This is a genomic window from Sulfitobacter mediterraneus (assembly GCF_016801775.1).
Taxonomy (GTDB): Bacteria; Pseudomonadota; Alphaproteobacteria; order Rhodobacterales; family Rhodobacteraceae; genus Sulfitobacter; species Sulfitobacter mediterraneus_A.
Map to the genome: position 1 here is coordinate 3,248,095 of NZ_CP069004.1, position 26,308 is coordinate 3,274,402.

The 26,308-nt window shown below is 59.1% G+C and carries 27 protein-coding genes; 19 read left to right on the top strand and 8 right to left on the bottom strand.

What is annotated here, in order from left to right:
* Positions 1–420: 420 nt before the first annotated feature.
* Positions 421–1,056 carry an FMN-binding negative transcriptional regulator gene (locus JNX03_RS16050; protein ID WP_203210001.1) on the top strand — a complete coding sequence of 212 codons (636 nt, stop codon included), beginning with the start codon at positions 421–423 and terminating at the stop codon, positions 1,054–1,056.
* A 131-nt stretch (positions 1,057–1,187) separates the two neighbouring features.
* Entirely contained in the window at positions 1,188–2,537 is a 1,350-nt protein-coding gene (locus JNX03_RS16055; RefSeq protein ID WP_231024306.1) for a PLP-dependent aminotransferase family protein, read from the top strand.
* 278 nt (positions 2,538–2,815) lie between these two features.
* On the opposite strand, the gene JNX03_RS16060 is transcribed toward JNX03_RS16055, so the two are convergent.
* From JNX03_RS16060 to JNX03_RS16070, 3 genes are read right to left on the bottom strand one after another with little or no spacing between them, the layout of a single operon-like run.
* Entirely contained in the window at positions 2,816–3,463 is a 648-nt protein-coding gene (locus JNX03_RS16060) for a hypothetical protein (RefSeq protein WP_203210003.1), read from the bottom strand.
* Between the two features lie 37 nt (positions 3,464–3,500).
* On the bottom strand, positions 3,501–4,022 hold the full coding sequence (locus JNX03_RS16065; RefSeq protein ID WP_203210004.1) for an SRPBCC family protein: 522 nt from the start codon (positions 4,020–4,022) through the stop codon (positions 3,501–3,503).
* 3 nt (positions 4,023–4,025) lie between these two features.
* Positions 4,026–4,223, bottom strand: coding sequence for a tautomerase family protein (locus JNX03_RS16070; protein ID WP_203210005.1), 198 nt, complete (start codon positions 4,221–4,223; stop codon positions 4,026–4,028).
* A 23-nt stretch (positions 4,224–4,246) separates the two neighbouring features.
* On the opposite strand from JNX03_RS16070, the gene JNX03_RS16075 reads away from it, so the two are divergent.
* On the top strand, positions 4,247–5,203 hold the full coding sequence (locus JNX03_RS16075; RefSeq protein ID WP_203210006.1) for a LysR family transcriptional regulator: 957 nt from the start codon (positions 4,247–4,249) through the stop codon (positions 5,201–5,203).
* Between the two features lie 153 nt (positions 5,204–5,356).
* On the opposite strand, the gene JNX03_RS16080 is transcribed toward JNX03_RS16075, so the two are convergent.
* Together JNX03_RS16080 and JNX03_RS16085 are read right to left on the bottom strand one after the other, a co-directional pair.
* Positions 5,357–5,956, bottom strand: coding sequence for a TetR/AcrR family transcriptional regulator (locus JNX03_RS16080; protein WP_203210007.1), 600 nt, complete (start codon positions 5,954–5,956; stop codon positions 5,357–5,359).
* Positions 5,956–6,612 carry a hypothetical protein gene (locus JNX03_RS16085; protein ID WP_203210008.1) on the bottom strand — a complete coding sequence of 219 codons (657 nt, stop codon included), beginning with the start codon at positions 6,610–6,612 and terminating at the stop codon, positions 5,956–5,958. The genes JNX03_RS16080 and JNX03_RS16085 overlap by 1 nt, the downstream gene beginning before the upstream one ends.
* 111 nt (positions 6,613–6,723) lie before the next feature.
* Between JNX03_RS16085 and JNX03_RS16090 the strand changes: the two genes are divergently transcribed.
* The 10 genes from JNX03_RS16090 (at position 6,724) to JNX03_RS16135 (ending at position 14,714) form a co-directional block, all read left to right on the top strand.
* On the top strand, positions 6,724–7,680 hold the full coding sequence (locus JNX03_RS16090; protein ID WP_203210009.1) for an alpha/beta fold hydrolase: 957 nt from the start codon (positions 6,724–6,726) through the stop codon (positions 7,678–7,680).
* 2 nt (positions 7,681–7,682) lie between these two features.
* A complete protein-coding gene (locus tag JNX03_RS16095) occupies positions 7,683–8,141 on the top strand; it encodes an SRPBCC family protein (protein ID WP_203210010.1) in 459 nt (152 codons plus the stop codon).
* A 26-nt stretch (positions 8,142–8,167) separates the two neighbouring features.
* Positions 8,168–8,614, top strand: a complete 447-nt coding sequence (locus JNX03_RS16100) for an SRPBCC family protein (RefSeq protein ID WP_203210011.1) — start codon at positions 8,168–8,170, stop codon at positions 8,612–8,614.
* Positions 8,615–8,893: 279 nt separating this feature from the next.
* Positions 8,894–9,463 carry a TetR/AcrR family transcriptional regulator gene (locus JNX03_RS16105; protein WP_203210012.1) on the top strand — a complete coding sequence of 190 codons (570 nt, stop codon included), beginning with the start codon at positions 8,894–8,896 and terminating at the stop codon, positions 9,461–9,463.
* A 55-nt stretch (positions 9,464–9,518) separates the two neighbouring features.
* Positions 9,519–10,235 (top strand): hypothetical protein, encoded by a 717-nt coding sequence (locus JNX03_RS16110; protein ID WP_203210013.1) that lies wholly within the window; start codon positions 9,519–9,521, stop codon positions 10,233–10,235.
* Positions 10,232–11,230, top strand: coding sequence for an SDR family oxidoreductase (locus JNX03_RS16115; RefSeq protein WP_203210014.1), 999 nt, complete (start codon positions 10,232–10,234; stop codon positions 11,228–11,230). The genes JNX03_RS16110 and JNX03_RS16115 overlap by 4 nt, the downstream gene beginning before the upstream one ends.
* Before the next feature lie 335 nt (positions 11,231–11,565).
* The gene (locus JNX03_RS16120) at positions 11,566–12,150 is read left to right on the top strand and encodes a TetR/AcrR family transcriptional regulator (protein ID WP_203210015.1); all 585 of its coding nucleotides are present in this window, start codon (positions 11,566–11,568) and stop codon (positions 12,148–12,150) included.
* 245 nt (positions 12,151–12,395) lie between these two features.
* On the top strand, positions 12,396–12,713 hold the full coding sequence (locus JNX03_RS16125; RefSeq protein ID WP_203210016.1) for a DUF1330 domain-containing protein: 318 nt from the start codon (positions 12,396–12,398) through the stop codon (positions 12,711–12,713).
* Positions 12,714–12,771: 58 nt separating this feature from the next.
* Positions 12,772–13,776: a zinc-dependent alcohol dehydrogenase family protein gene (locus JNX03_RS16130; protein WP_203210017.1), complete on the top strand. Its 1,005-nt coding sequence runs from the start codon at positions 12,772–12,774 to the stop codon at positions 13,774–13,776.
* Positions 13,773–14,714, top strand: a complete 942-nt coding sequence (locus tag JNX03_RS16135) for an alpha/beta fold hydrolase (protein ID WP_203210018.1) — start codon at positions 13,773–13,775, stop codon at positions 14,712–14,714. The genes JNX03_RS16130 and JNX03_RS16135 overlap by 4 nt, the downstream gene beginning before the upstream one ends.
* A gap of 366 nt (positions 14,715–15,080) precedes the next feature.
* Here JNX03_RS16135 and JNX03_RS16140 read toward each other — a convergent pair whose 3' ends face one another.
* Together JNX03_RS16140 and JNX03_RS16145 are read right to left on the bottom strand one after the other, a co-directional pair.
* On the bottom strand, positions 15,081–15,968 hold the full coding sequence (locus JNX03_RS16140; RefSeq protein ID WP_203240753.1) for an alpha/beta hydrolase: 888 nt from the start codon (positions 15,966–15,968) through the stop codon (positions 15,081–15,083).
* 122 nt (positions 15,969–16,090) lie between these two features.
* Positions 16,091–16,819, bottom strand: coding sequence for a FadR/GntR family transcriptional regulator (locus tag JNX03_RS16145; protein ID WP_203210020.1), 729 nt, complete (start codon positions 16,817–16,819; stop codon positions 16,091–16,093).
* A gap of 149 nt (positions 16,820–16,968) precedes the next feature.
* Here JNX03_RS16145 and JNX03_RS16150 point away from each other — a divergent pair, with 149 nt between their 5' ends.
* The 6 genes from JNX03_RS16150 (at position 16,969) to JNX03_RS16175 (ending at position 24,717) form a co-directional block, all read left to right on the top strand.
* Positions 16,969–18,057, top strand: coding sequence for an ABC transporter ATP-binding protein (locus tag JNX03_RS16150; protein ID WP_203210021.1), 1,089 nt, complete (start codon positions 16,969–16,971; stop codon positions 18,055–18,057).
* Entirely contained in the window at positions 18,054–18,977 is a 924-nt protein-coding gene (locus JNX03_RS16155; protein WP_203210022.1) for a carbohydrate ABC transporter permease, read from the top strand. Before JNX03_RS16150 ends, JNX03_RS16155 begins: the two co-directional genes overlap by 4 nt.
* Positions 18,974–19,810 carry a carbohydrate ABC transporter permease gene (locus JNX03_RS16160; protein ID WP_203210023.1) on the top strand — a complete coding sequence of 279 codons (837 nt, stop codon included), beginning with the start codon at positions 18,974–18,976 and terminating at the stop codon, positions 19,808–19,810. The genes JNX03_RS16155 and JNX03_RS16160 overlap by 4 nt, the downstream gene beginning before the upstream one ends.
* 48 nt (positions 19,811–19,858) lie before the next feature.
* On the top strand, positions 19,859–21,175 hold the full coding sequence (locus JNX03_RS16165; RefSeq protein ID WP_203210024.1) for an extracellular solute-binding protein: 1,317 nt from the start codon (positions 19,859–19,861) through the stop codon (positions 21,173–21,175).
* Between the two features lie 81 nt (positions 21,176–21,256).
* Positions 21,257–22,801 carry an alpha-N-arabinofuranosidase gene (locus JNX03_RS16170; RefSeq protein ID WP_203210025.1) on the top strand — a complete coding sequence of 515 codons (1,545 nt, stop codon included), beginning with the start codon at positions 21,257–21,259 and terminating at the stop codon, positions 22,799–22,801.
* Positions 22,802–22,809: 8 nt separating this feature from the next.
* Entirely contained in the window at positions 22,810–24,717 is a 1,908-nt protein-coding gene (locus JNX03_RS16175) for a flavin-containing monooxygenase (RefSeq protein ID WP_203240754.1), read from the top strand.
* Here the strand turns inward: JNX03_RS16175 and JNX03_RS16180 are convergent.
* Complete coding sequence (locus tag JNX03_RS16180; protein ID WP_203212273.1) at positions 24,714–26,306, bottom strand: GMC family oxidoreductase; 1,593 nt, start codon at positions 26,304–26,306, stop codon at positions 24,714–24,716. The genes JNX03_RS16175 and JNX03_RS16180 overlap by 4 nt on opposite strands.
* Between the last annotated feature and the right edge of the window lie 2 nt (positions 26,307–26,308).

Genomic DNA, 26,308 nt, shown 5'->3' on the forward strand with positions numbered 1-26,308 from the left:
AAATCTGTTGCGGCCTGAAAGGGCCTTCGGCGAACCCCAAGATAGGAAGGCAAATTGTAGCAACCTGCAGGCTGTTAACAAATGACAGAGTAACGTCATTTTCCGCCAACCTTCGGAGCCTTTCGCAATTGTTCATCTGGTATGGTCAAATTTTTACATACTGGATGGGTACAAAGGCCAATTGGAATGCGATCTGCCAGTGAACAATGGATTTCAGGTAAAGCATGACGATCTCATTTGCCGATTTTGAAGTGACGCAGATGCACGCTGAAGGAGGGAAACGTCATCTACTTGGAAGAGCCGATAATTCCCGTTCCGGACGGGCAGATTCATTTGTGCTGCACACCCCCGGATGGGCCAGTTGTCCTGGATCTTTTATCTCTCAACCGTTTCTCAACAAGTCCGAACAGGAGCCACAAAATGTTTCAGCCGCCCGTTTTCCGCGAAGATGACATTGAGGTCATGCACGCCATGATCCGAGAAAACCCCTTTGCCAGCCTGCTGTCACTGCAGAACGGAGAGATGGTATGCGACCATATTCCCATGATGATCCATGCGGAGGAGTCGGACCAAGGGACACTTCGTGGGCATATTGCCCGTGCCAATCCAATGCGCCGGCTTGTTGATCACGATGCGAGGGCCCTGGTCGTCTTTACCGGCTTGCACGCCTATGTGACGCCATCGTGGTATCCATCGAAAGACATGCATGACAAAGTTGTGCCAACTTGGAATTACATTTCTGTTCATGCGCGGGGCAAGATTGACCTGATACATGATGAAGCGTGGATTTTATCCCATCTGAATGCATTGACGGATCTGCACGAGGAAGGGCGGGAAAAACCGTGGACGGTTTCCGATGCACCTAGTGAGTTCATCCATAGGCAGTTGCGCGGCATCACGGGCATCGAAATCAAGATTGAAAGCCTGCAAGGCACCTGGAAAGTCAGCCAAAATAAAGAGACCGCCGACAACGCAGGGGTGGCAGAGGGTCTGCGGTGCGAGCATGCGCAGGCCGCACGGGACATGGCAGCGATTGTCGAAACTCGTCGGCGTTAGACTGAACGGTCGTCTGCATCGCTAAAGGATGCTATCAACATTTCTGGTTGTGGAGTATCTCGTGGTCGAATGAACTGATGGCTCAAAAGGCAAATATCCCGTTCTCAATCTACCGCACATCGAGAATCCCGATGTTTGAACAGATTTGTTCGGCCATCCGGCAGGCGATCATAGATGGCGACCTGGTTGAGGGGACCAAGCTCGCGCCGTCCCGGTCGTTTGCAGCGGACTTGGGCGTTTCGCGGTCCACGATCGTGACGGTGTACGACCAATTGTGTGCGGAGGGGTATATCACAAGCGTGCCTCGCTCCGGGATGCTGGTGTGCGCCATATCCGAAACCCAATTCAAACCGCGGCAGGAAATCCAGAACAGATTTGAGGATGAGGTACAGACCCTGCCGCAACCCCTTTTAGGCGGGCAGCCGGATATGGAGTTGTTTCCCCATCGGCAGTGGGCCAAAGCTGTGGCCAAAGTCTGCCGGACAAATCCACAAGCGATGTTGCTTGGTGGCGGTCGGTTCGGGAATTTTGAGCTTCGAAAGGCAATTGCCAGTCATGTCTTGGACTGGCGCGGGATCGAGGCCTCTCCTCATCAGATCATAATCACTGCTGGCTCAACCGATGCACTTGGAATCTGTATTCGCACCCTGGCAAAAGCCGGGGACAGCATTGGGTTGGAAAATCCGGGCTACCCGCCGGTGCGCAATTTCGCCAAGGCCATGCAGCTGGCGCCTGTAGACCTGAAAATTGGGGATCAGGGAGCCGAGGTGCCGCTCCCCGGGCAAACCCCAAGGCTGTCGATCCTAACCCCGTCTAACCAATCCCCGCTTGGCGGCGTGATGTCGCCCCGACGGCGTCAGGAATTTGTGGCCTGGGCCAAAAGACATAAAGCGTGGATCATTGAAGACGATTATGACAGTGAGTTCCGCTATGCCGGTCATCCAATCCCAGCGCTGGCAGGCTTTGACCATCTTGATCGCACGATTTATGTCGGCAGTTTTGCAAAGATCTTTTCCAACCTACTCAGGATAGGTTACCTGATTGTTCCGGCTGAACTGATCGGGAAATTCCGGGTTTCGTTGGAGCGTTTTGGTTTCAGCGCCAGCTACATGCCGCAGCAGGCATTGGCCGAGTTTATTCAAACCGGAGCTTTCTATCACCATTTGCGCAAGGTTCGACGTATCTACAAAGAAAGGCGCAAATATCTGATTGGGAGATTGTCGGCTGATCTTGCTGAGTTTGGCTGGTTCACCGATCATCAAGCAGGGATGCAAATCGCCTTTCACCTCAGGACCAGCTTCCAAGACACAGTGGTGTCTGAAAAGGCAGAAAAGCTTGGCGTCACCGCGCAACCCTTGTCATCATTTGGAACCGATGACGCATCCTATAATGGGTTAATCCTGGGGTTTTGTAACTACACAGAACCGGAAATCGACCGGGCTGTGGCCACCTTAAGACAAGTCATGCTTGGGCAATATTAGCCGTCCAGCGGGTGCGCCTCTGACCAGTCATGGCCGTCGCTCTTTCCAGACCTTGATCGTGATGATGTCCCTGGCCCGCCACCGTAAAACGGCCCGGGAAATCCAGCTTTCAGCGGTCCAGAACTGGAGAGCAGAGCCCGCTTTCATCCACAAGTGCGAACATCGCGTCAGTCGGCAGGGCGAAGAGACTAAAGGCGAATGTGATGAGGAAACGAACGACTTGCGATCCAGTGATAGAAAGAAACGAGGGCCGGCCATCCGGCCCTCGTGTGATGGGCTTACATCTCCACGTAGGTGCCACCGTGGATGTTGGCGAAGTTGCGAAAATCCACGGCGAGTGCCTCACCGACCGCGGCGGCCGCGTTCCCGCCCATGTCTTGCGCTTCGTCAAAATAGATGCGCGTGGTGATCAATGTGCCGTCAACCCCCTTGTCCTCAAGCGTCCAGATCACGAAGAAATCCTTGATTGGAAGCGGCACGGTGCTGCGTTCCATATCCAGATCGTAGGCAATCATGCGGTTCTCTTCGACTGCGAAGATGCGTTCATAGGCTGTGCCTGCTCCGCCCACGAAATCGCAGCGGCGCACAGACCCCATGCCCAACTCGCCCGGTGTTTCAGAGGCCGAATGATCCCAGGTCAGCGTCTCGATCTGAAGTGACCAATCGGCGTTGCCCGAGTGAACCAGCGGGAAGGCTTCTTCGGGCGTCATGGGCAGCAAGAGCGTCTGAACGGACTGCAGGGGTGCGTCGATATAGGCGCCCAGATAGCCACTTTCATAGGTGTAATCGGTCAAAGCATCAGCAGATGTGACGGCGGCGAATTCGCCGTACATGGCGGTTCGTTCGGCTTCAATATTGGGCATCTGTTGTGCTGAGAGTGCGGTCGAAATTGTGAGGGCGATTGCAAAGGAAAGCAGATGTTTCATGGTCTTCTCCAATTTTTTGAGAGGTGGTTGCGGCCGGTCAGGCCATGGCCTGCCGCGCGGCGGCGGCTTTCTTGGACGCATCGACCTTGAGCTTGCGGGGCGACGGTCGACCTGTTTCGGCATAGACCTTCAGATCGTCGATGGTCTCGGTCAGGGCCTTCTTGAACTGCATCTTCATCATCCAGCCCATGAGTATGTTCATAGGAAAGGCGATATCGGCGCGCAGGGTCATGCTGGCCTTGGTGCCATTGCCGCTGGGGGTCAGGTGCCACGTATTGCGCAGCCCTTTCATGAAGCCAGGCATCTTCGCCCCGGTCGCCGAGTAGGACACGATATGGCGGGAGTCGTCATAGGCTTCGATTGTTTCCGTGAACGGTCCGAGCGAGGTTTCGCAGACGCGCCCCGCTGCCGGGGCATTGGCGACCTTCGGCGTGCCGGGCCTTGCGCCTGACACATAGACCGAGCTGGCCCAGTTTCCGGCGGAGGTGTAGTTCGGTCCTACGATGTTCCAGACCTTGTCCAGCGGCGCGTTTATTTGTCGTATTATGGTCAGCTCCATTGTTCAGCCCACCACCTGACCGCCCATCGCGTAGCCGCCTTCGGCGGTTTCCTCGATGTGGACGTTGATATGTTGCTTGATATCGCCCTTGCCGGTCGCGGCTGCGACCTGATTGAGGCTATCGGTGAGCTTGGTCACGATCTGAGCCTTCTCGTCCTTGGACCAAGCTGCCTGCGGGACGGTAACGCGAATGGTTGGCATGTCATTCTCCTTTGGTATTGTTGATGTCGACAGATTGCGCCGGGCCGGTTATTGCCTCAATGCAGGAATATGCAGGTCAGCCTGCACAGATGCAGGGGGTGACTGTGAGACCAAGTGAACGACTTGATTGGGACGATCTGAAACTCATCCTTGCCCTGGCAGAGGCGGGCTACGTGACCCGCGCCGCAGAAAAACTGCGGGTCGACCAGACGACGATCCCCCGCCGGATCAGGCGCCTCGAAGACCGGCTCGATCTGAAACTGATCGAACGGATCAAGGGCGGCGTTGTTCTGACTGCCGCTGCCGACGATCTGGTGCGCATCGCCCGCACGGTTGAAACCGGTATCGACGACGCGCTGGCCGCACCGCTGAAAGCCCCACCCGTGACGGGCACGGTCAAACTCTCGGGGACGGACTTCATGCTGGATCTTCTAACCGACACGCTTGTCGATCTCGGGCGACGGTTCCCGGGGCTGGTGCTCGACCTCAAGCCGACCAACGCCTACCTCAGCCTTGACCGGCGTGAAACCGACGTGGCGATCCGGCAGGCCGAAAGCCCCCATGACGGTCTGGTGGGGCGGCGGCTGCCCGCGATCGACCTGGGCATCTACGCGCCGCCAAACCTCGCCCATGATGCGCCGGGCAAGCCTTGGCTATCGTGGTCCCTGCCGCGCGGGGTCAACGAAATCGATGACGTGATCCTGCGCCATGACCCGCAGGGGCGGATCGTCGCGCGCGTCGACAGCATGATGGCGCAGGCTCGCTTATGTGCAGGCGGCATGGGTTGCGCATGTCTGCCAAAGGCCTTTGTCGCGGCATACACAGAGCTTTCGACGCTTGTCGAGATTTCGGACGGGCCGTCCTACCCCGCGTGGGTCGTGACCCATGAGGAACTCCGCCACGTCCCCCGCGTGCGCGAGGTCATGAAAGCTGTAGCGGCAGGATTAGAGCGCGTCGCAAAGGGTGGAGTCTCATTCTGAGAAGCCTCAGGTCTGCGAAAAAAACCAGTCCGACTTTTGTCACACGCCAGCGGGATGATTTGCAGATTTGCCATTGGAATGGCTACAGCAGCAAGAATGAGCGCCTTGTGTCCACTAATGGGATGTATTTGCTGCTTCACCCAGCAGGTCAGCTTAGCCTGATTCTGCCCAGCTCCTGACTGTCCGTACCGCTTCGCTTATGAAACCCGCTCCGCCTGACGCATCGCCAGCTGCGCGGTTCAACACCATTGCTGCGATCACCGCGCCCTTGACGAACTCGGCGCCAGAGGCGGGATCGACGTCGGTGCGCACCTTGCCATGTGCACGCCCGCGGATCAGCAGGGCCGCAACCTCATCTCTTAGCGTATCGAAATGCTTGTTTGTTGCTTCTCGCAGTGGGCCACTATCAAGGGCTGCGTTCTCGACCGAAGTGTTGACCATCAGGCATCCGAGATGCCGCATGGTCTCCGGATGCGGCGTGACCATGCCCTCCAAGATTTCGACGATGGCTTCGGTATCGTCGCGTGCACGAAGCACCTGATGGACATAGGTGTCAGTATCGCCCGTATAAGAGGCCAGCGCCTCCAGCATTAGCCCTTCCTTACCTCCGAATTCCGTACGGATTGCAAAGCGGCCGAGGCCGGTCTCCTCCTCGATAGCGCGAATGCCCAAGCCCTGGTAGCCGTGTTTCCAGAACAGGTCTCGGACGCGGTCGACGACCTCGGCGCGGTTATAGCTTTTTGGACGTGCCATTACAGTTCCTCCACGATGTCTTTTAATCCCTTCGCCAACATTGATCCCGCCACGCGGTTTCCATGGGCAGGATAGAGCTGAACCGGCTTGTCTCTCTCGATCTGCGCCAGCGCCCATGCCTTGTACATCAAAGGGTCGCCCAGGCACATGGTCGCAAAAGCGCCGCGCAATTTGGGGACTGCGGCAGGGGTGTCGTCCGTACCCGTGGGGCCGGCAAAGGCGTCGCATACGGCCCATGCAACGCCGTCGGCGCATTTGGCACGCAACCAGACTTCAGCGGCTTTCAGACCATCCGGGATGATCAACGTCACATCGCCCGCAAACGTCGGCATCTCGGCAGAGGGCCGGAACCCCAGCCGCTTTTCCAGCCGGTCGAGCGCAGCTTCCGGCGCGGACACTGCGGCGTCCGGAAACGCGGCAAGCCAATCGGCAACGCCAAGATGGTGGAATGGTGACGGCGCAATGATGGCCGAAACCCCGCCAAGGTCGCGGGCGACGGCGATGGCGTCCGGATCGGGTGCGGGAATCGGGGAATAAAGCACCAGCCCGCCACTCGCAGCACGCGCCGCCATCATCCTTGCAGCGCCTCTGCGTGCCGTGAAAAGCACATTGGTTCCGGGCACAAGCATCAACGGCTGAAGGGGTTTGGAGGGCATGGCGTATTTCCTTTGGATTCTACGTTGACTTCTTTTTCGCTACGTGTGTAGTGTTAAAGCACTTCATGTGTAGTGATACGCCGACTTTACCCACCTGACCAGAGGAAATCCATGAAACATCTACTCCTTTCCACCGCGCTTCTCTTTGCGGCAACGCAGGCATCCTTGGCTGAAACGCCACGCGAGACACATCGCGCGATGCTCGACCGCGCCAACATTGGCGGTCACGGTATCGCTTATCTCGACCTTGGCCACCCTGACGATCCTGCTGTCATGCTGCTGCATGGCATCCCGACATCGTCCTACCTTTATCGTGACGTCGCCCCGCGTATTGCCGCCGCAGGCTACCGCGTGATCGTCCCCGACCTTTTGGGACACGGTGCATCTGACCGCCCCGACGATATGGCTGTCTATGCGACTGAGGCCCGCGCCGCTCGCATGTTAGAGCTGGCAGACTCACTCGGAATTGAACGCTTTGCGCTGGTTCTTCATGACGTCGGTGGCATGACAGGTTGGTCGATGGTGGGGCAGGCACCTGAACGGCTAACATCCATTGCCGCCACCAATACCCTGGCAGGTCTCGATGGGGTCACGCCCACGCCACTGGTCATGCAGATGATGGCGGGTCAGGTCTCACCCATGGACGCCTTCGCCGATCTGGACGACCCGGCAGTCGCGCGCGAGATGGCGCAGATGTGGATGGACCAGGGCTATTCCGGACCCGGCACAGCACCTGCACAAGAGGTTGACGCCTACGGTACGGATCTGGTCGGGGCAGGGGCCGCCTACAGTGCCTTCTTCGGCATGGCCGTCCCTGCCTTCATGCAGGGTGGGGAGGCGCTGGCCGCCGATCTGGCCGCCTACGACGGGCCGACTGCCATCATCTTCGGTGAACAGGACCGCTTTTTCGCGCCCGATATCGTCATTCCTGATCTCGCCGCCAAGCTTGGCACGGACGAGGGCGACATTACTCGCATTCCCGATGCCGGACACTTCCTGCAGACCCAGGCACCCGACGCCTATGTCGCAGCACTTACTGCCTTCCTCAATAAAAATCTGGAGAACTGAAAATGGCCAAAGTCACCACACGCCGCGAGATCGACGCCCCCGCTTCCGAGGTCTGGAAAAGCCTCGACGACTACGGCGGTATCGCGAAATGGAACGACAACCTCGCCGCCTCGCGCATTCTGCCGGGCAGCGCCGAAACAGGTCTGGGCGCAAAACGCCAGTGCGATCTGAAGGCGGACGGCAGTCAATACCTGCGCGAGACCATCAACCAATACGAGCCGGGCCGTAAGCTGGGCCTTGTGATTGACGACACAACCATGCCGATGAAAGGCGCGACCTGCCTGTTCGAGGTTCGCGAGATCGGGCCGAACAAGAGCGAGCTGATCTTCACGATGGACTTCAAACCGCCCATGGGCCCGATCGGCATGCTGATGCTGCCGATGATGAAGCCGATGCTGCGCGGCAAAATGGCCAAGGCGCTCGATGGTAATGCCCGCCATGTCGAACGTTTGTTTGCCTAAATACCACAATATCGAAAGGACCGAAAATGACCAAGACATCCGCTTCCGTCAGCTTTGCGACCCATATCGACGCGCCACTCGACGCCGTTCGTGCCGCCGTGCACGACCCGGCATGGAGCAACTGGATACCGTTCCTGAAATCCGACACCTGTCATGGTGACACCGCAGGGTCTGCGCGTGTCTGCGTCATGGCGCATCCCGACCCGCAGCTTGATGGTTATGAGCTGCGGGAGACCATCGTGGAGAACGACCGGGATACTGGCCGTTTCGGCTATGCCATCAAAAACCCGCCTTTCCCGGTCGAAAACCTGGGCGGCGTTGTGACGACCGAACAGACCGACAACGGTGTTCTCGCAATCTGGACGGCGCATTTTGACGCCGACCCCGCGGTGCTGGAGGAGATCAGACCGATGATGGTCCAGTCCTATCACGCTGCATTCCAAGGCCTCGAAAGTCACGCGAACAAGGCGTAAATGATTGCGGGGTCGGTCCATCGCCACCGGCCCTGCTACACGGCCTCAAGCCTTTCTCGAAGGCAACGCCTGGCTTCTGTGCCGCCTGCGTTGTGAGGCACTCCGGGTTTGATGTCTAACGCCAGTCCAGAAAGAACTTGATCGCACCGTCTCTAGCGGCCTGTTCCACTAGACTTCGAACATCTACTTTTTGTGATTTCGCGCTGCGTTTACGCAAAACTTTGCACTACTGAATCAAAAGCTCTTGATAGGGGAATGAGCGTTCTATAAATTGAATGTATGCCACGCCCACGCACATATGATCCTGATGAGGCACTCGACGCAGCGATGCTCCTGTTCTGGAAGCGGGGCTTTGCCGAGGCATCCTACGACGATCTTACCAAAGCAACCGGAGTCAGCCGCAAGAGCCTTTATGCGACTTTCGGAGACAAGCGTTCCCTTTTCCTCAAATCCCTCGAACGCTACCGCAGGACACAAGCCGTCACCATTCTTTCCGAACTCGATAGCGAAGACGCAAGCCTGGCCACGATCACGGCCTTGTTCGAACAGATCGGCGCAATTGCCAAGTCGCCCGCAGGGCGCACGGGATGTCTGATGGCCAATACAGCCAATGACGAAACGGCCCATGATCCGGATGTTCATGACCAGATCGAACGTCACCTGTCGCGCACCAGCGCGCGGTTTCGCACGGCGCTTGGTCGCGCGGGTGTCGCGCAAGACCGGGCCGGGCCGTTGGGGGACTACTTAACGGGATTGCTTCAGGGTCTGTTCGTTCTCGCGCATGCCGGTGCGCCCGCGCACATGATCGACGCCACTGTTTCGGAGGGCCTGCGGGCGGTACAGTCGTGAGCTTTCATTTACCCATTAAGAGAATGATCGTTCTGCATTTAACACGCCGTGCCAGATGACAGTCTCTACACTTCCGTTTCTGTTCGCGGCGCAGATCGCCTTTGGACTGCTGTTTGGCTTTCGCGCGTCTGCAGCGGGTCTGCGCACGATGGGCGGGATAGCCGCCGCACTCTCCGTCTGGGCATGCGTTACCGCATGGATGGCCCTTTCCGGGATTTACGATTCCGGCTTGGTTCTGTCCTTGATGCCCGGCCTGTGGTTGCCTGTCGTGCCGTTCATTCTCGTTGGCATCTTCCTGTTGTCGCATGAGCAGCGTCAGACGATTTTTCACATCGCCGGAAATACTCCATCTCACTGGCTGGTCGCCGTCCAATCATTGCGCATTCTGGCAATCGGAACGCTTATCAAGACGGCTCAGGGCACGTTCCCGCTCGAAGTCTTGATGGCGATTGGCCTGACCGATCTGGCCTTTGGTTTTTCGGCGCTTCCGGTCTTCGTGTTGGTGCGCAATAAACGCATCCACAAAGATGCGCTCGTTCTATGGCATCTCGTCGGGGTCGCCCTGATCCTCGTGCCTGGCATGCTGGCTCTTCAGACGGGACTGCCGGGACCGATGCAGATGTTCGACCGGTACCCGACCTCTGCCGTCATGCTCGATTGGCCGATGGCGCTCGGTCCGACCCTCGTTGTTCCGGTCTTCCTTATCTTCAACCTGCTCGGTGCGGTCGCGGCCTGGCGCGCGGCTTCCCCAAACGAAGGATTTCAAACATGACTACATCGGAAACCCGAACCCTCGTTCTCGGTGCGACCGGGCATGTTGGCTCACAAGTCATCAAGGCACTATTGAAGCGCGGTCGGCCCGTCCGGGCGCTCGTGCGCAAGCCGCACGCGAAGGTCCACGGTGCGGAGGGCTTGGGCGATCTGGACTACGCCGTGGGGGATCTCGCCGACCGCGAAAGCCTGCGCCGGGCGCTCGATGGTGTCGATATCGTCGTGTCTTCGGCGAATGGTATCATCCCGTCCGGCAAGACCATGTCGGTCAAGTCCATCAACCGTGACGGCCACGACGCGCTGATCGAAGAGGCAGAACGCGCAGGTGTTCGACAGTTTGTCCAGTCTTCCGTTCCGACATGGGAAAGAGAACACACCGTGCCGGAGATGGCGGGCAAGCGGGCGCTGGAAGCGCGGCTCGCGGCATCCTCCATTCCGGCGACGATTGTGCGCAATCCGGCGTTCATGGATGTCTGGCTGGTCATGGGCGGCTGTCGCCAGCTGATCGGTCCCGATCCCCATGCAACAACGCGCCGCCCTTATGGCTTCATGCGGATGTGGCAGGCAATGACAGGCAATCTTGTCACCCGGCGCGGTGTGCTGCTCGCCCCCGGCGGGGGCCGCCACGGCGCACCCTTCATCGCGACCCGCGATGTGGCCGAAATCTTGGCAGGAGCCGTCGGGCGCGATGATTGCCTAAATCGTATTATCGAGGCGGGCGGGCCGGAGTGGGTCACGTGGCGCGAGGTGGCAGAGAAGCTGTCTCGCAAGACCGGACGCAAGGTGCGACCGGTCCCGATGAAGGCATGGTTCGCGGCGACAGGGCAAGGTGCGATGCGGCCGATCATGCCCTCGGCGGCCAATGTCCTCGCCCTCGTCAAACTCGTCGCCGCCCACCAGCCGCGATGGGAAGACCCGCCCATCGTGGAGGAGCTGGGTTTGCCCGAACAGATGACCCTCGACCGGTACATTGAACAGAACTGGAACACCAACTGATGCACGAACTCACCCCCGGAACTCGGATGGCTTTTCATCGTCCTTAATCTGAACCTCCGCCTTCTTGTTTTCACTTTGCGCTGCAACCGCTGGTGCGCGATCTCACGCTTGGCGTCGACCAACTAATCGCGAAGTTAGGCGAGCAGCGCGAAGAAGCGAAGTTTGGGCGTCGGCGCTGTCACGCGCGCAGGTGTCGAAGCTCGAGCCAACACTTTTAGCACAACTTGGGTAAGAAAACGCGTCCGCTGGAATTGACACGGCCTCCGTGCGGCTCCGTTCTTCTTTAACGCAGACGAATTAGTTGACTTTCTTCACTGATCGGTGAATAAGGTCATATGGCACGCCAAATTGCATACGATCCAATAGCCCTGCGGACCAACCTTTTGTCGGTGTTCTGGCGACAGGGCTACGCGGAAACGTCGCTCAACGACCTTGAGGCAGCGACGGGGCTGAATCGTCGGCAGCTCTACAATGGGCCAGGCGATAAGCTCGCTATGTTTTTAAAGGCGATGGATGATTTCGCTGACCAGGCTGGGCGCATGTTTCTGGCCCCTCTTGAGGTTGAAACGGCAGGCGTGCGCGAGATCGCAAACCTGCTAAACACCTTTGTGGAGCTGTCACAAGCAAAGGAAGGCCCTAAGGGGTGTCTCGTTTGCAGCGTTTCGCAAGAAGAGGTCTCGGCGGTTCCGGAAGTGCACACTCGTGCGGAAGCCTATTTCGACCGGATCAAGGCAGCTTATCGCAATGCGCTGACCCAAGCGGCGAAGCGGAACGAGGTCAATTTAAATTCTGAAGACATTGCCCAGCGCAACGCTCGGCTGTTTGCGGCGCACGTGGCGCTGTGCATCCTTGGTCGGGCCGGACGCCCCGTCGATGAGCTTCGTGCCATCGCCGCGGATGCGGTGGCCGATCTAAGCTGAAAAATTTCACTATTATTCACTAATCGTTGAAGAAAAGGAGCGGCAATGGAACAAGTTGGAAATCTGACAGGGGCTCGATCGGTCGCTGCGCCAGCGGACTTTGCGTTCCCAACAATTTCACCAAAATCGGGTGATAGGCAACCGGCAGACTCCGCCATCCATTTCATTCGGAAAAACCACCCGAATCCATCCGGCGCAACCTGTCGGACTGGCTGTGCGATCGCGTTCAATCGGAGAACTGACCCATGAGCGATACCTCTCCCGTCTACATGATCGTGATGCTGGATATTGACGACATGCCTGCGTTTTTCGAGGATTATGCAAGACCGTTGCAAGCGATCCACGCCAAACACGGGGTCGAGGTACTGGCCGCGACGCCAGAACCACAAGTGTTGGAGGGCGAATACGCCAAGTCCTTCACCGTGATGCTCAAGTTCGCGTCCGCAAAAGCGCATGCCGACTGGTGGGCCGACCCCGATTACCAACCCCTCCGCCAGCGGCGGCATGAACTGACCAACACGGATACCTCGGTGGCGCTGGTCGTGCCGTCCTTCGCGCCCTGAACCTTTACCTCGCCCCATTTTCTGGGCGCGGAGCTTCCCCATTTGAGAGAGAATTCCCATGCCTAAGACTGTTCAATTTGACACCCTCGGCGGCCCAGACGTGCTGCATTTCGTGGACAAGACCGTGCCGCCTCCCCAAGAGGGTGAAGTACAGATTGCGGTCAAGGCCGCAGGCCTTAACCGTGCTGAGTTGCTGTTCATCGCTGGGCAATATCTGATCGAACCTGTTCTTCCGTCCGGCGCGGGCGTCGAAGGCGCGGGCGAGATCGTCGCGGTTGGCCCTGAGGTCAAAGAATTCTCTGTTGGCGACCGCGTGGCAATTACACCGGGGTTTGACCAGCTGAAATATCTCACGCTGGGAGAGATCGTGAACATGACCACCTCGGCGCTGGAACCAGTCCCGGAGGCGGTGAGCTATATCGATGCCGCCGGCTTCTGGATGGCGTTCGGAACGGCCTACGGGCTGCTGGTGCAGAAAGGCGGGCTGACCAAAGGCACCGGGCAAGCTGTGGTGGTGAATGCGGCCAGTTCCTCGGTCGGCATGGCGGCACTTCAGATCATTAAGGCCCATGGTGGCAAATCGATCGCGATGACGCGCACTGACAACAAGGTGGCGGCGCTCAAAGAGGCGGGCGCGGATCATGTGATTGTCACCGAAAACGAGGACGTGGTGGCGCGGATCATGCAGATCACTGATGGTCGAGGGTTCGATATCGCCTGTGACGCGGTGATGGGCACGGGGGCAACGACGCTTGCCGCAGCGGCAGGGACGGATGCGACGCTGGTGGCCTATGGCCTGCTGTCGGGTGAGGTCCCCGCGCTGCCTTTCGAGGCCATGATCCGGCGCGGCTTGACGGTGACGGGCTTTCATCTGGTTTGGCAGCTGCTCGATCACCCCGCGCGGCGCGCAGCGGCAGTAGCGCATTTGTCCGGGGGGCTGGCGCGTGGCGACTACCGGCCCGTGATCGACAAGGTGTTCCCTTTCGATCAAGTGGCGGACGCCTACCGGCACATGGCGTCCAACGCGCAACTTGGAAAAATTCTGGTGGAGATGAATACATGACTGACGATTTTCAAGCCGCGCAAAAGCGCGCACAACAGATGGTCCGCAAGCTCGGGATTGCCGATGCCTATCCGTTTGATCACCATTTTGCACAAACGCCGATGGGCGTGATGCATTACGTGGATGAGGGCGCTGGCGATCCGGTGCTGATGCTGCACGGCAACCCCACGTGGTCGTTTTTGTACCGGGACTTCATTGCAGGGGTATCGGACGCGCACCGCGTCATCGCGCCCGATCACATTGGTTTCGGGCTTTCGGACAAACCGCAAAACGAGGCGTCCTATACAATTGGCGCTCACATCCGCAATCTGGAGGCTTTGGTCACCAATCTCGATCTTCGCAACGTCACTCTGGTCATGCAGGACTGGGGCGGGCCCATCGGCCTTGGTATGGCTGCGCGCCACCCCGACCGTATCAAAGATATCGTGGTGATGAACACCTTCGGCTTTTACCCGCCTGCTGCGGGGATGGACCCGGACAATCTGAAACTGCCAGTGCCCCTGCGCGTGATGCGCAAGCCGGGGATCGGAGATTTTATTGTCCGTCGCCTTGGCTTTTTCGAACGCATCGTGATGAAGCTGGCGACCGCCGACAGTGCCCGTCTGAAATCGGTGCATCATGCTTACAAGGCTGTGTTCGAAGGGCGGCAGGATCGCGCTGGTGTCATGGCGTTTCCGCGCTTGATCCCCACGCGCACCGCCGACGCCAGTGCACAAATACTCATCAACGAAACTGGGCCGTTTCTGGACAATTTCTCCGGAAGAGCTCGGATATTCTGGGGTATGAAAGATCCGCTTTTCCCTGTCGCCGCGCTCGACGCGTGGGAGGCGCGTTTGCCCAATGCCGAGGTGACGCGTTTGCCGATGGCAAAACACTACATGCAGGAGGACGCGCCTGACGTTATCATTCCTCAGTTGCGCACTTTCCTCGAGGGATGAGGTCTTTGGGCATGCCACGACAACAGCTGCTGGAGCAGCACGACTGCGAAATCTAAAGTTGAGGGGGTGCCGCTGATTGCCTCGGAGGCCACTGTTTGGGCTGTCGTCGATGTGATCGTCCTGACGATCTAGCCCGGGCTTACACAACTGCGCTGGAGGTTGGTCCGCGCTGGCGGGAGCGCATCGGTAGAACGCTGGAGCGGATGCCGGGAACGAAACCGATCCTTGAGAGCCTCGGCAGATGAGCCTTATCCATGCGGCTGACGCCGATTACCCCAACGGCTCCCCGACCAAACGGCCCCTGAAGCCACCAATACTGAGCTACAAGCCTCATTGCTACAGGACATCGTGTTCGCTGGCCGGAGCTCAAGTATGTTCGAACGCCGCAAGCCGATCCGCGAACCAATCGACATGAGGCATGAGCGAAGGCAGCAGGAGATCATGCAGTATGGCCCCGTGATACAGCCCCTCCATCATACGGCTCTCAACGTGCCGCCTGGCCGACAGCAACTTGTGTTCCAGTGCCTCGCTGTCGCTGCGCAGGCAATCTGTTTCGGCGATCAAAAGGACCGTGGGCGGAGCATGTGACAAAGGACCATGCAGCGGCCGTGCACGCCAGGGCCGCTCTACCGGTGCATAGGAATTCCAGAAATACTGCATCTCCTGCGTGGTCAGCGGATGCGTGCCGCCGCCATAGGACCGGTGGCTTTCTGTTTCGAAGTCGTCGTCGAAGGCTCCATAGATCAGTCCCAGACCGCAGACCGCCCGCTCTGGCAATGCCAGCGCGCAGGACAGCGCCAGATTAGCCCCGGCCGAGTCGCCCGCCAGTATCACGGATTCATCCGTAGCCAGGGCCGCGATTGTCCGCTGCAGATGATCAGGCGCCGCGGGAAACGGATTCTCCGGAGCCAGCGGATATCTGAGGGACAACACCTCGCGCCCGGTCTTCAGCGCAAGCAGATCGCAAAAGCGAGCGTGCGTTTCCGGGCCCAGAAAGACCCAGCCACCGCCATGCACATAAACGATCCGCGGACCGGGCTGCCGCGTTTCGGGGCGGTGGCGTATCCCCTCGCGAATGGGTTCGCGCGTAACACCATCGACGAGTTCCTGCGCGTAAAGAAGGGCAAGCGGTTCCAACTGTCTGCGGTACTCAAGCGGTTCGAGACCCAGTAAAGCCGGACGCCCTTCGGCATCTCGGGCCAATCTGGCAAGAGCCTGTTGAACCTCCTCATGGATTCTGGCGTTCCGCGTCACTCTTTCGACATCCCTTCAGACGATCCAACACACTTTCCAAGCACTATGCGGTCTTGGTTGGTCTTTAACCATCTTTTCATATTTGGACCAGTTTAGATACCAAATACTCTAATGTCATCTTCCTACTTCGGACCATTGCCTTTGACGGTATCGGGGTGAAGTTCGCCTGTGGCGAGGTTCAGGTGGATCCTGTCGAGGTGATCATGCATCGCCTGACGGGCCCCTTGCGCGTCCCTTTTCAAAAGTGCCTCGATAATCTTGCGATGATCTTCGACAGCCAGGTCCCGCATCGGCGCGGTTGAGAAATGGTCCTCAAGCCGTTGGTACAGCTTGCCGCGCTGCATCTCCCAAAGCTCCACGACCAGACGCGCCACAGCCCTGTTGCCCGAAGCTTCTGCGATCGCAATGTGAAAATCTCGATCAGAGGGGTGTCGCAGATCATACCGGCGAGGCCCGGCAGAAAAGTCGGTGAGGAGGTTTGAAATCCGCACAAGATCCCCGTCCGATGCGTTCAGCGCGGCGTGGAGTGCGGCTTCGCCCTCTACAATCCTCCGCGCCTTGATAATATCGAGGGGCGGAACATCCGCGCTGTGTGGCATGGGGCGGGCGTAAGCGCGTGACAATCCGTCCGCCGTCACGAAAACTCCGCTGCCAGGCTTGATGTCCAGAATACCATCCAGCTCCAGCCGTACCAACGTCTGGCGCAGCGTCCCGCGACTGACACCGAGGCTCGAAGCCAGGCTGCGCTCCGATGGCAAACGCTGCTCCGGTGCGACCTCACCGTTCACGATCATGTCGATCAGATGCTGTGCGATCTGGTCATTGAGCTTGAGCGGTTCGAGTTTTTCCATGGGTCTTCCTGTTTCGCATAATCGGCATTTGTAGAGCACCATGGGATGCGCCTCAATCCTGCAAGACCTACCGCAAGGAAAAAAACACTTGACCTGGCATTCTCAAACTGGTTCACATAATAAACCAATAGTCAGTATGAGAGAAGCTTGTGAGCGATATCTCCTTTGTCAATCTTTCAAAGAGCTTCGGCTCTGTCACGGTCTTTCAGAATCTTAATCTGAAAATCGAGGCGGGGGAGTTCATCGCATTCCTCGGGCCATCGGGATGCGGCAAATCCACATTGCTGCGGATGGTCGCGGGTCTGGAAGGGGTCGATGCGGGCGAGATACGTATCGGCGACCGCCGCGTCGATACCCTCGCTCCCGGTGCGCGTGGCGTCGCCATGGTGTTTCAGCATTACGCGCTCTATCCCCACATGAGCATCGCTGACAACATCGCTTTCGGTTTGCGCAACATCGGCATGGAGAGTGCCGAGATCGACGAACGCGTGGCCGAGGCCGCCGAAATGCTGGAAATCACCCCGCTGCTGGCCCGCAAACCCGCACAGCTGTCAGGTGGTCAGCGACAGCGTGTGGCAATCGCCCGGGCGCTGGTAAAAAAGCCCGAAGCCTTTCTCTTTGATGAACCTCTGTCCAATCTGGACGCTGCGCTGCGACTGCGGACGCGGATCGAGCTCGCCCAATTGCACAAACGCACCAAGGCCACGACCATCTTTGTTACCCATGATCAGGTCGAGGCAATGACATTGGCCGACCGCATTGTAGTCATGCGCGAGATGCGGATCGAACAGATCGGCGCGCCGATGGAGATCTACAACGCACCGGCCAACGCCTTCGTCGCTAGCTTTGTCGGGTCGCGGCCGATCAACATGCTGCCCGTCTCGTTGGCAGAAGGCAGCGGCGGCATAGCGATGGCTCGTCTGCCGGACGGGTCGGTGCTGCCGACCACGGTGCCACTCAACAGCATCAACGCGGGACCGCATCAGCTTGGTCTTCGAGCGGAAGCATGTATGCCCGATCCGGAAGGGGCGCTGTCCGGCAAGGTTGAGATTGTCGAGCATCTCGGGGACCGCACCAGCCTACACCTGCGTCTGCCCGACGGCTCACCGCTGGTCGTTGAGGCCGACGGGCAAACACATATCTCGTCAGGCGACACAGTGCGTTTTGGTGTGGCACCCGACCGTCTGCACATTTTCGACGCCGAGGGACTGGCGTACAATCCGGTGCAAGTAAAGTGACGGCGATACACCCTGATAGCACCAAGGCACCGCGCCGTGCCGCCAGCCGCACGCTGGAGTCTCCCGATATCCGCAACGCGGTATTCGTAGCGCCGTTCCTGTTGGCATACGTCATCCTCCTGCTCTACCCATTGTTTTACGGCATCTGGATCAGTCTTCAGCGATATGACCTGTTCGACCTGTCGGCCGAGTTCGCGGGTCTGGAAAACTATTACCGGCTGTTGGACGACGACATCTTTTTGGGTGCGGTGCGCAACACTTTCATATTCGTCGGCATGACGGTCCCGGTCTTCGTCGGGCTCGGTCTTGCACTGGCCCTGGTGCTCAATCGCCGGACCCGTGGTGCCGCCATCATGCGCGCCATCTTCTTCGGCACCTCTGTTCTGTCGGTCACCATCGTCACCATCATCTGGAAGGTGGTCCTGATGCCGAGCCAGGGGTTGGTCGGCGCTCTTGCCGAGCCCCTCGGCGTGGAGCCGGTGGCCATGCTCTCGCACCCCGATCTGGCATTGGTTGCGGTTGCTATGGCGACGGTCTGGTGGGTTCTGGGTCTGCCGATGATCCTGTTTCTCGCGGCGCTTCAGCAGATCCCGGATGACCTCTACGAGGCTGCCGCGCTTGATAACGCGGGGCGATGGACGACCCTGACCAAGATCACCCTCCCTTCAATCAGACGGACATTTGTCGTGGTAACGATTTACCAGGTCGTCGCGCAATTCCAGCTGTTCGGCCAGTCACTTCTGATGACCGGGGGAGGGCCCAACAACCGCTCACGCTCCTTCGTTCAGTTCATCTATGAACAGGGCTTCAAGAACTGGGATGTCGGCTATGCCGCCGCCGCGTCCGAGGTGCTGTTTCTCATCATTGCCGTCGCTGCCCTGGCGCAATACGCATATTCGGTTCGGGGGCAGACAAGATGATGGTCGGCGTTCACAATCGTCCCGCCTCCCGTGCGATCAGCCTCGCAGTTGGCGTGTTCGCCGTGGTCTGGATACTGCCCGTCCTCTGGGTGCTGATCCTGTCGTTCAAGCCGAACGAGGTATTGATGCTGTCCGGCGATCCAGTCTGGGTGCCACCTTTCACGTTCAAGAACTACATCAATATCATGGAAACCTCATCGGTTTTCCGCTGGCTTCTGAACAGCGCGATCGTATCGGTCAGTGCAACCGTTGGCGTACTTTTTGTGTCGTCACTGGCGGGCTACGGCTTCGCCCGGCTGAACTTCCCGTTCCGGCGCACCCTATTCGTGATCGTGCTGATCGGTCTCGCGATTCCCGAGCAGGCCGTAATCATCGCGCGCCATCAACTGTTCACCGACTGGAATTTGCACAACACCTACACCGGCCTGGTTTTGCCGCATCTTTCCCTGCCCTTTGGCGTCTTTCTGATGACGCAGTTTTTCCGCGGCATTCCGCGCGAACAGGATGAGGCGGCGATCCTCGACAATGCGTCGCGGTTCAAGGTTTTTTGGTCTGTGCTGCTGCCGCAAAGCATGCCGGTGCAAGCAACGCTGGGCATTTTCACCTTCTTGCTGGTCTGGAATGACTACTTCTGGCCGCTGATTTCCGCCACGCGTCCCGAAATGTACACACTGACAGTGGGCATCGCATCCGTGCAAGGCAACTTCGCCCAGTCAGAAGGGCTGGGATATCTGATGGCGCAAGCCGTGTTCGCCGGGCTGCCCGCCCTGATTGTCTACCTGATTTTCCAAAAACAGATCATTGGCGCAGCGGCGGGAACCGCCGGGCGCTGAAAGTCCAACGCCGGCAACGGCAGAACCAATCAACCGGGAGGAGAACCAATGAAACACCTGAGATACACCCTGATAACGAGTGTTGCTGCCTGCGCGTTTGCGGCTCCCGCACTTGCCGAAAAGACGGAGATCAGCCTTAGCCGCTTCTTCGGCTCTTGCGAAGCTGACTACGGAGATGTGACCGAAGCCGCAAAGGGCAACGGCGAATGCGGGATCATCACAACGTTGATCAATGAATTCAACAACACATCAGACAGCTATCAGATCAAGGAAGAGGTTGTGGAGTGGCCAGGCTATGACCAGCTGACCGCGCGACTGCGCAACGGAGAGCCCCCCACCATTTCCGTGATGCACCAGTCGATACTATCCAATTATGCATCACGCGATCTATTGATGCCGTTGGGCGACAAACTAACCGAAGCGGGTGTCGATCTTGGCGACATGACCGACGCCGCCCGAGCCGGTGTGACCAAGGCGGGCGATGTTTACGCCATGCCTTTCGACACGCTGGGCTGGCTGTGGCACACCAATATGAACCTGATGGAGGAAGCTGGCATGGTGAATGGCGACGGCACCCCCGTCACCCCATCCAGCGCCGATGATTTCATCACTCAGGCACGGCAGTTCAAGGAAGCCACAGGCAAGCCATATCTGTGCGAGGCCTCGGTTGGCAACGCGCAGGTCTATGCCCGCACGCTGTTCACCTTGCTTTATCAGCAGGACCACAACTTCTTTGCCGATCCAACCATGATCAACCTCAACAGCGATGCCACGCGCAACTATGTCGATCTGTTTAAAACCCTCTATTCGGAAGGCCTCAGCACAACAGACTACGATTATTCTGCGGCAACGGCGGCATTCCCGCAGGGCGAATGCGGCGTCTACATCATGGGCACTTGGCTGATTGACACCTACCAGCAGGAATCGCTGAAGGACGAAAGCGCGCTGGCTGGCGGCTATTTCGTCCAGCCGTTTCCCCAGCTTTTTGCTCAGGACGGTATCTGGTCCGACGGCCACGCCTGGGTGATCCCCAAACAGGATCTCAACGCCGAGGAAGAAGCCGCCGCTATCGCGTTCTTGAAATTCCTGTGGGACAACAACCTGCACTGGGCGCGCACCGGCCATTTGCCGGTCCGCAGTTCGATCATCGAAAGCGAGGAGTTCAAGTCCCTGCCTGCCCGTGACCGGCTCGAGCGTGTCGCACTGCATGCCACCCCGTTCCCGCCAGAAGTCAAGCGGCAGTTCACCGTGACTGACTATGTCGGGGAAGAGATGCAGGCGGCGGTCAACGGTCAAAAGACCGTGGACGAAGCCATCGCCGCTGCCGAAAAGCGGGTGAACGACATGCTTGCCCGCGCAAACTGAGTATTATCTCCCCACCTTCCGGCAGCGTCACTTCCAAAGGCGCTGCCGGCATTTTGAACCCAAGCTTACGGAAATCTGAACATGGCGCATGCTCTCTATTCGCTCCACCCGTCATTCACCATTGGCGAGGTTGATCCACGCATCTACGGTTCCTTCGTCGAACACATGGGGCGCTGCGTCTACACTGGCATTTTCGAGCCTGACCATCCAAGCGCCGATGAAAACGGCTTCAGACAGGATGTCGCCGAACTGGTGAAAGAACTTGGCGTAACTGTCGTGCGCTACCCGGGCGGCAATTTTGTCTCCGGCTACAACTGGGAAGACGGCGTTGGCCCGGTGAAGGACCGCCCGGTGCGGCTGGACCTCGCCTGGGGTACGCGCGAGCCCAACACCTTCGGCACAAATGAATTCATCGACTGGTGCCGCCAGACAGAGATCGAACCGATGTTCGCCGTCAACCTTGGCACCCGCGGCATCGACGACGCCCGTCGCTTTGTCGAATATTGCAACCATCCTGGCGGTACCGAACTGTCCGATCTGCGGCACGAACACGGCTATCCCGAACCGCATGGCATCAAGTTCTGGTGCCTTGGCAACGAAATGGACGGCCCATGGCAGATCGGTGCCCGGCCCGCTCGCGAATACGGGCGGCTGGCGCTTCAGGCGGCCAAGGTGATGCGCTGGGTCAACGACGAACTGGCCCACACCCGCGACTACCTCGCCAACATGGGGCAGGGGGGTGGCAGGACGCAGCTTGACGATGACCGCTTTCTGACACTTGCGGCTTGTGGGTCTTCCAACCGCGAGATGAAGACCTACGCACGATGGGAATATGACGTGCTCGACGAATGTTTCGAGGCAGTCGACATCATTTCGTTGCACACTTATTTCAAGAATCCGGAAGGCACGACCGAAAGCTTTTTGGAAAACATCGACCGGCTGGACGATTACATTTCGGAAGTGATTGCAATTGCCGATGCGGTTGCGGCCACCCGGCGTTCGCCAAAGCGGATCATGCTGAGCCTCGACGAATGGAATGTCTGGTACAAATCCGGCCACCCAGTCGATACGCTGGATGAGGGTTTCCCCGAACATCCGCCTCTTATCGAAGAGGTCTTCGACGCCAAGGATGCGATGGTTGTTGGCGGCGCTCTGATCGTGCTTCTCAACCACGCGGACCGTGTCAAGGCCGCCTGCACTGCGCAGCTTGTCAACATCATCGCGCCGATCATGACCGAACCGGGGGGGCGGGCTTGGAAGCAGACGATCTTTCATCCCTTCGCTTTGGCTTCGAAATACGGGCGCGGTACGGCGCTCCGCGCTGGCCACCAGGGCGGCGCCAAACTCGATTTCGCCGCCACCCGCGATGGTGACCGTGTGACTGTCTTTGCGCTGAACCGCGATCTAAAGGAGTCCTGCGAGTTGCGCGTGGACGTTTCGGGTCTGGGTATCGACAACGTGGACGTCGCATTGGCAGTCGGTAACACAGATACGGAATTGACCAACACTGCCGAGGCCGACAACCTCGCCCCGGTCAACATCGAAGGCGCCAAAATCGAAGATGGCCACCTCGTCGCCAGCCTACCGCCGGCAAGTTGGTGTGTTCTTTCCTGCCTGCCCGGATGATCCAGCCCATGCTCGACGCCGCCCATCCATTCGCCACTGCCGATGAAGCTACGTTGCGCCGCATGGTCGCGGTCGCCAACGTGCCTGCGCTGATGATGACGCTCATGCATCTGGAAGGGGACGACGCCGTGCTTTCGTCAGGCATCACCCCAGACACCGACATGCTTGAAGGGCGGGAAGACGGGTTGAGCGAAGCCGATCGCGATGCCATCCGCGCCCGCGCGGTCAAAGCGGCGCTAGACTGGCGCACCTCAGGCCGGGACTTGTGGATACCGCCGCACGCCGTACTCGATCATGCGTCTACGCATATCATCGGTCAGGACACCCCGGACAGCTATGCTCCGCTGCTGCGCGAGGAACTGCCCTTCGCCGGACCAAATCGTCCGGCCTGGCGCGAAAACGAGGTACCAAAGGGCAACTGCGCCGAATGGCCCGTCGTGATCATTGGCGCTGGCATATCGGGCATCGCCGCGGCTGTGCGCCTCAAGCGTGCAGGCCATCCCTTCGTGGTGCTGGAAAAGTCCGATAGCCTTGGCGGCACCTGGCGCGACAACACCTATCCCGGCTGCCGCGTAGACACGCCCAACCATATCTACTCCTACAGCTTCGCGGCCGATCACGACTGGCCAGCCCGGTTCTCGGACCAACAGACGATCCGCGCCTACCTCGAAGAGGTTGCCGCCCGCTTTGACCTGATGGACCACATCCATTTCGGGGCCGAGGTAGTGGCAGCCGACTGGAACGAGGACAGTGCCCACTGGACTGTCCGCCTTGCTGACGGAACGACACACACGGGCCGGGCCCTGATCTCCGCCTTGGGCCAGCTGAACCGGCCCAAGACCCCGGACCTTCCCGGCTTGGACACTTTCGCTGGTGCCGCTTTCCATTCCGCCCGCTGGGACCACGCGGTCGATCTGCAGGGCAAGCGCGTCGTGGTCATCGGCACCGGTGCCTCGGCCACGCAATTCGTCCCCGCCATCGCCGACAAGGTCGCTCACCTGACCGTCCTGCAACGCTCGCCGCCTTGGCTGGTGCCGACGCCCGACTATCACGACACCTTGCCGGAAGAAGAACGCTGGCTGATCCGACACTGGCCGTTCTATGCCGAATGGTATCGTCTCTGGCTGTTCCGCCGAGATGGTGTCGATGGTGTGCTGCCGGATCTTTTCTGCGAGGAAGGCTATGCAGGCGATAAAGCTGTCAGTTCCCGCAACGCATTGATGCGCGATCTTTGGGTGAACTATCTCCGGGAACAGACCGGCGGTGACGAAACCTTGCTGGCCAAGTTGATGCCCGACTATCCCCCCTGCGCCAAACGCCCCTTGCGAGACAATGGATCGTGGGTTCGTACGCTTCGGCGTGACGACGTGAGCCTGATCCGTCAGGGGATCGACCGGATCGAAGGTGATGCCGTCATCCTGTCGGATGGCACCCGCATTCCTGCAGACGTACTGATCTTTGGCACCGGGTTCCAGGCTGATCGCTTCTTTGACGGGATCGAGATCACCGGTCGCGACAGCGCCTCCATGGCCAAAGCGATGGCGGACCCCTGCGCTTATCGCGGCACTTCTGTGCCAGGGTTTCCTAACCTCTTCATGCTTTATGGGCCGAACACCAACACCGTCGTGGGTGCAGGCATCATCTTCTTTGCGGAATGTTCGGCGCGGTATGTGCTGGGATGTCTCAACCACATGATGACCGAAGGTTTTTCCAGCATGGAAGTAACAACCGAGGCGCTGGAAACCTACACTGCGCGGATGGACGCGATGAATGCCGAACGCGCCTGGGGCGTACCGGGCGTGGACAGCTGGTACAAGAACGCCGCCGGTCGCGTCACGCAAAACTGGCCGGGAACGCATTACGAGTTCTGGGACATGACACTGCGGCCAGACCCGGACCATCACGTCTTTCGCTAGCGCGCGTCGTCCAGAACCAGATCGGCTCCCTTTTCAGCCAGCGCAAAGACCGCCGCCTGCGTGTTGCCGGACGGGATTGCTGGCATAACGCTGGCGTCGATCACGCGCAGGCCGTCAACACCTCGCACCCGCAGTGCCGGATCTGTGACGCTTTCCCCTTCACGCCCCATCCTGCAAGTGCCACTGGCGTGATAGATGGTCTGGCCGGTTTCACGTGCAAAAGCCTCCCATTCCGCGTCCGTATGACAGTCAGGCCCTGGCGCGGTTTCCCTCACGCAATGCTGTGCCAACGGCGCGGTGTTCACAATGTCGCGTGCACGGCGCATGCCTTCGATCATCACCCGCAAATCTTCGGGATGGGACAGCATGTTGGCGCGGATCGCCGGCGGGACTTTCGGATCCGATGACACCGCGTGGATCGACCCCCGTGACTTCGGGCGCAGTTGACTGACCGCCAGCGTGATCCCCGGATGGCGGTCGAGAATGCGTTCGGCCGCATTGGCATAGCTTGCGTGCATGAAGAACAACTGGACATCGGGCCGCTCGGCTTCGGGCACGGCACGCAAGAACGCACCGGCAAGCCCGGTGCCGAGAGTCAGTATACCTTTTCGTGTCAGGGTATAGCGAAGCACTGCCGCGGCCAGACCCAACCCACGGGTTTGCTGGTTCAGGGTCGAGGCACCTCTCACTTCCCAGGAGAGGCGAGTGCAGAAATGATCCGCGTAGTGCTCACCCACGTGAGGGTTGTGAACCAATGGGTCGATCCCCAGTGCCTGCAGGCGTGGCGATTCGCCGACGCCTGATAGCTCCAACAGTTGGGGGCTTTGAACGGCGCCTGCTGCCACGATAACCTCCCGCCGGGCCCGAACCTGACAGACCTCTCTTCCGCGGCGGAAGATCACGCCGGTCGCGCGGGCTTTATCGATAGTGATCCGTTCAACCGAGGCATCTGTCAGTACTTCGAGATTTGCACGCCGCAACGCCGGGGCAAGATAGGCATGCCAGGCGCTTACCCGTTGTCCATGTTGCTGATTGACCTGGTAGGTGCAGACCCCCTCCTGTTCGCCGGCATTGTAATTTGGGTTCTGCGGCAGCCCCGCAGCATGTCCCGCTTTGAGAAAGAGTTCCGCAATATAGGGGCGCTCTTCTGTTTCTGCGACAGGGATCATACCGCCGGTCCCGGTGCTGTTGTGACGGAGGCCGATGCCGTCGACCCGCTCGAAGTAGGGCTGGATGGCTTGCCAACTCCACCCGTCACAACCCATCTCGGACCAGGCGTTGTAATCCTCGGGTTGACCGCGCACCCAGATCATCCCGTTGATCAGGCTCGACCCACCAAGCCCTCTCCCTCGCGGGATCGCGATAGCGCGGTGCCCGGTTGTGGCTTCCGGTTCCGTTACGAAACGCCAATTATGTCGATGTGATACCAGCAATTTCTGGAACCCGGCCGGGATATCGACCCAAGGTGAACGGCGCGCCGATCCAGCTTCAATGACAAGAACCCGGTGAGCGCCATTTTCGCTCAACCGGTGTGCCAGTACGCAGCCGGCGGTGCCACCGCCGATAATGACGTAATCAGCTTCGATCATGT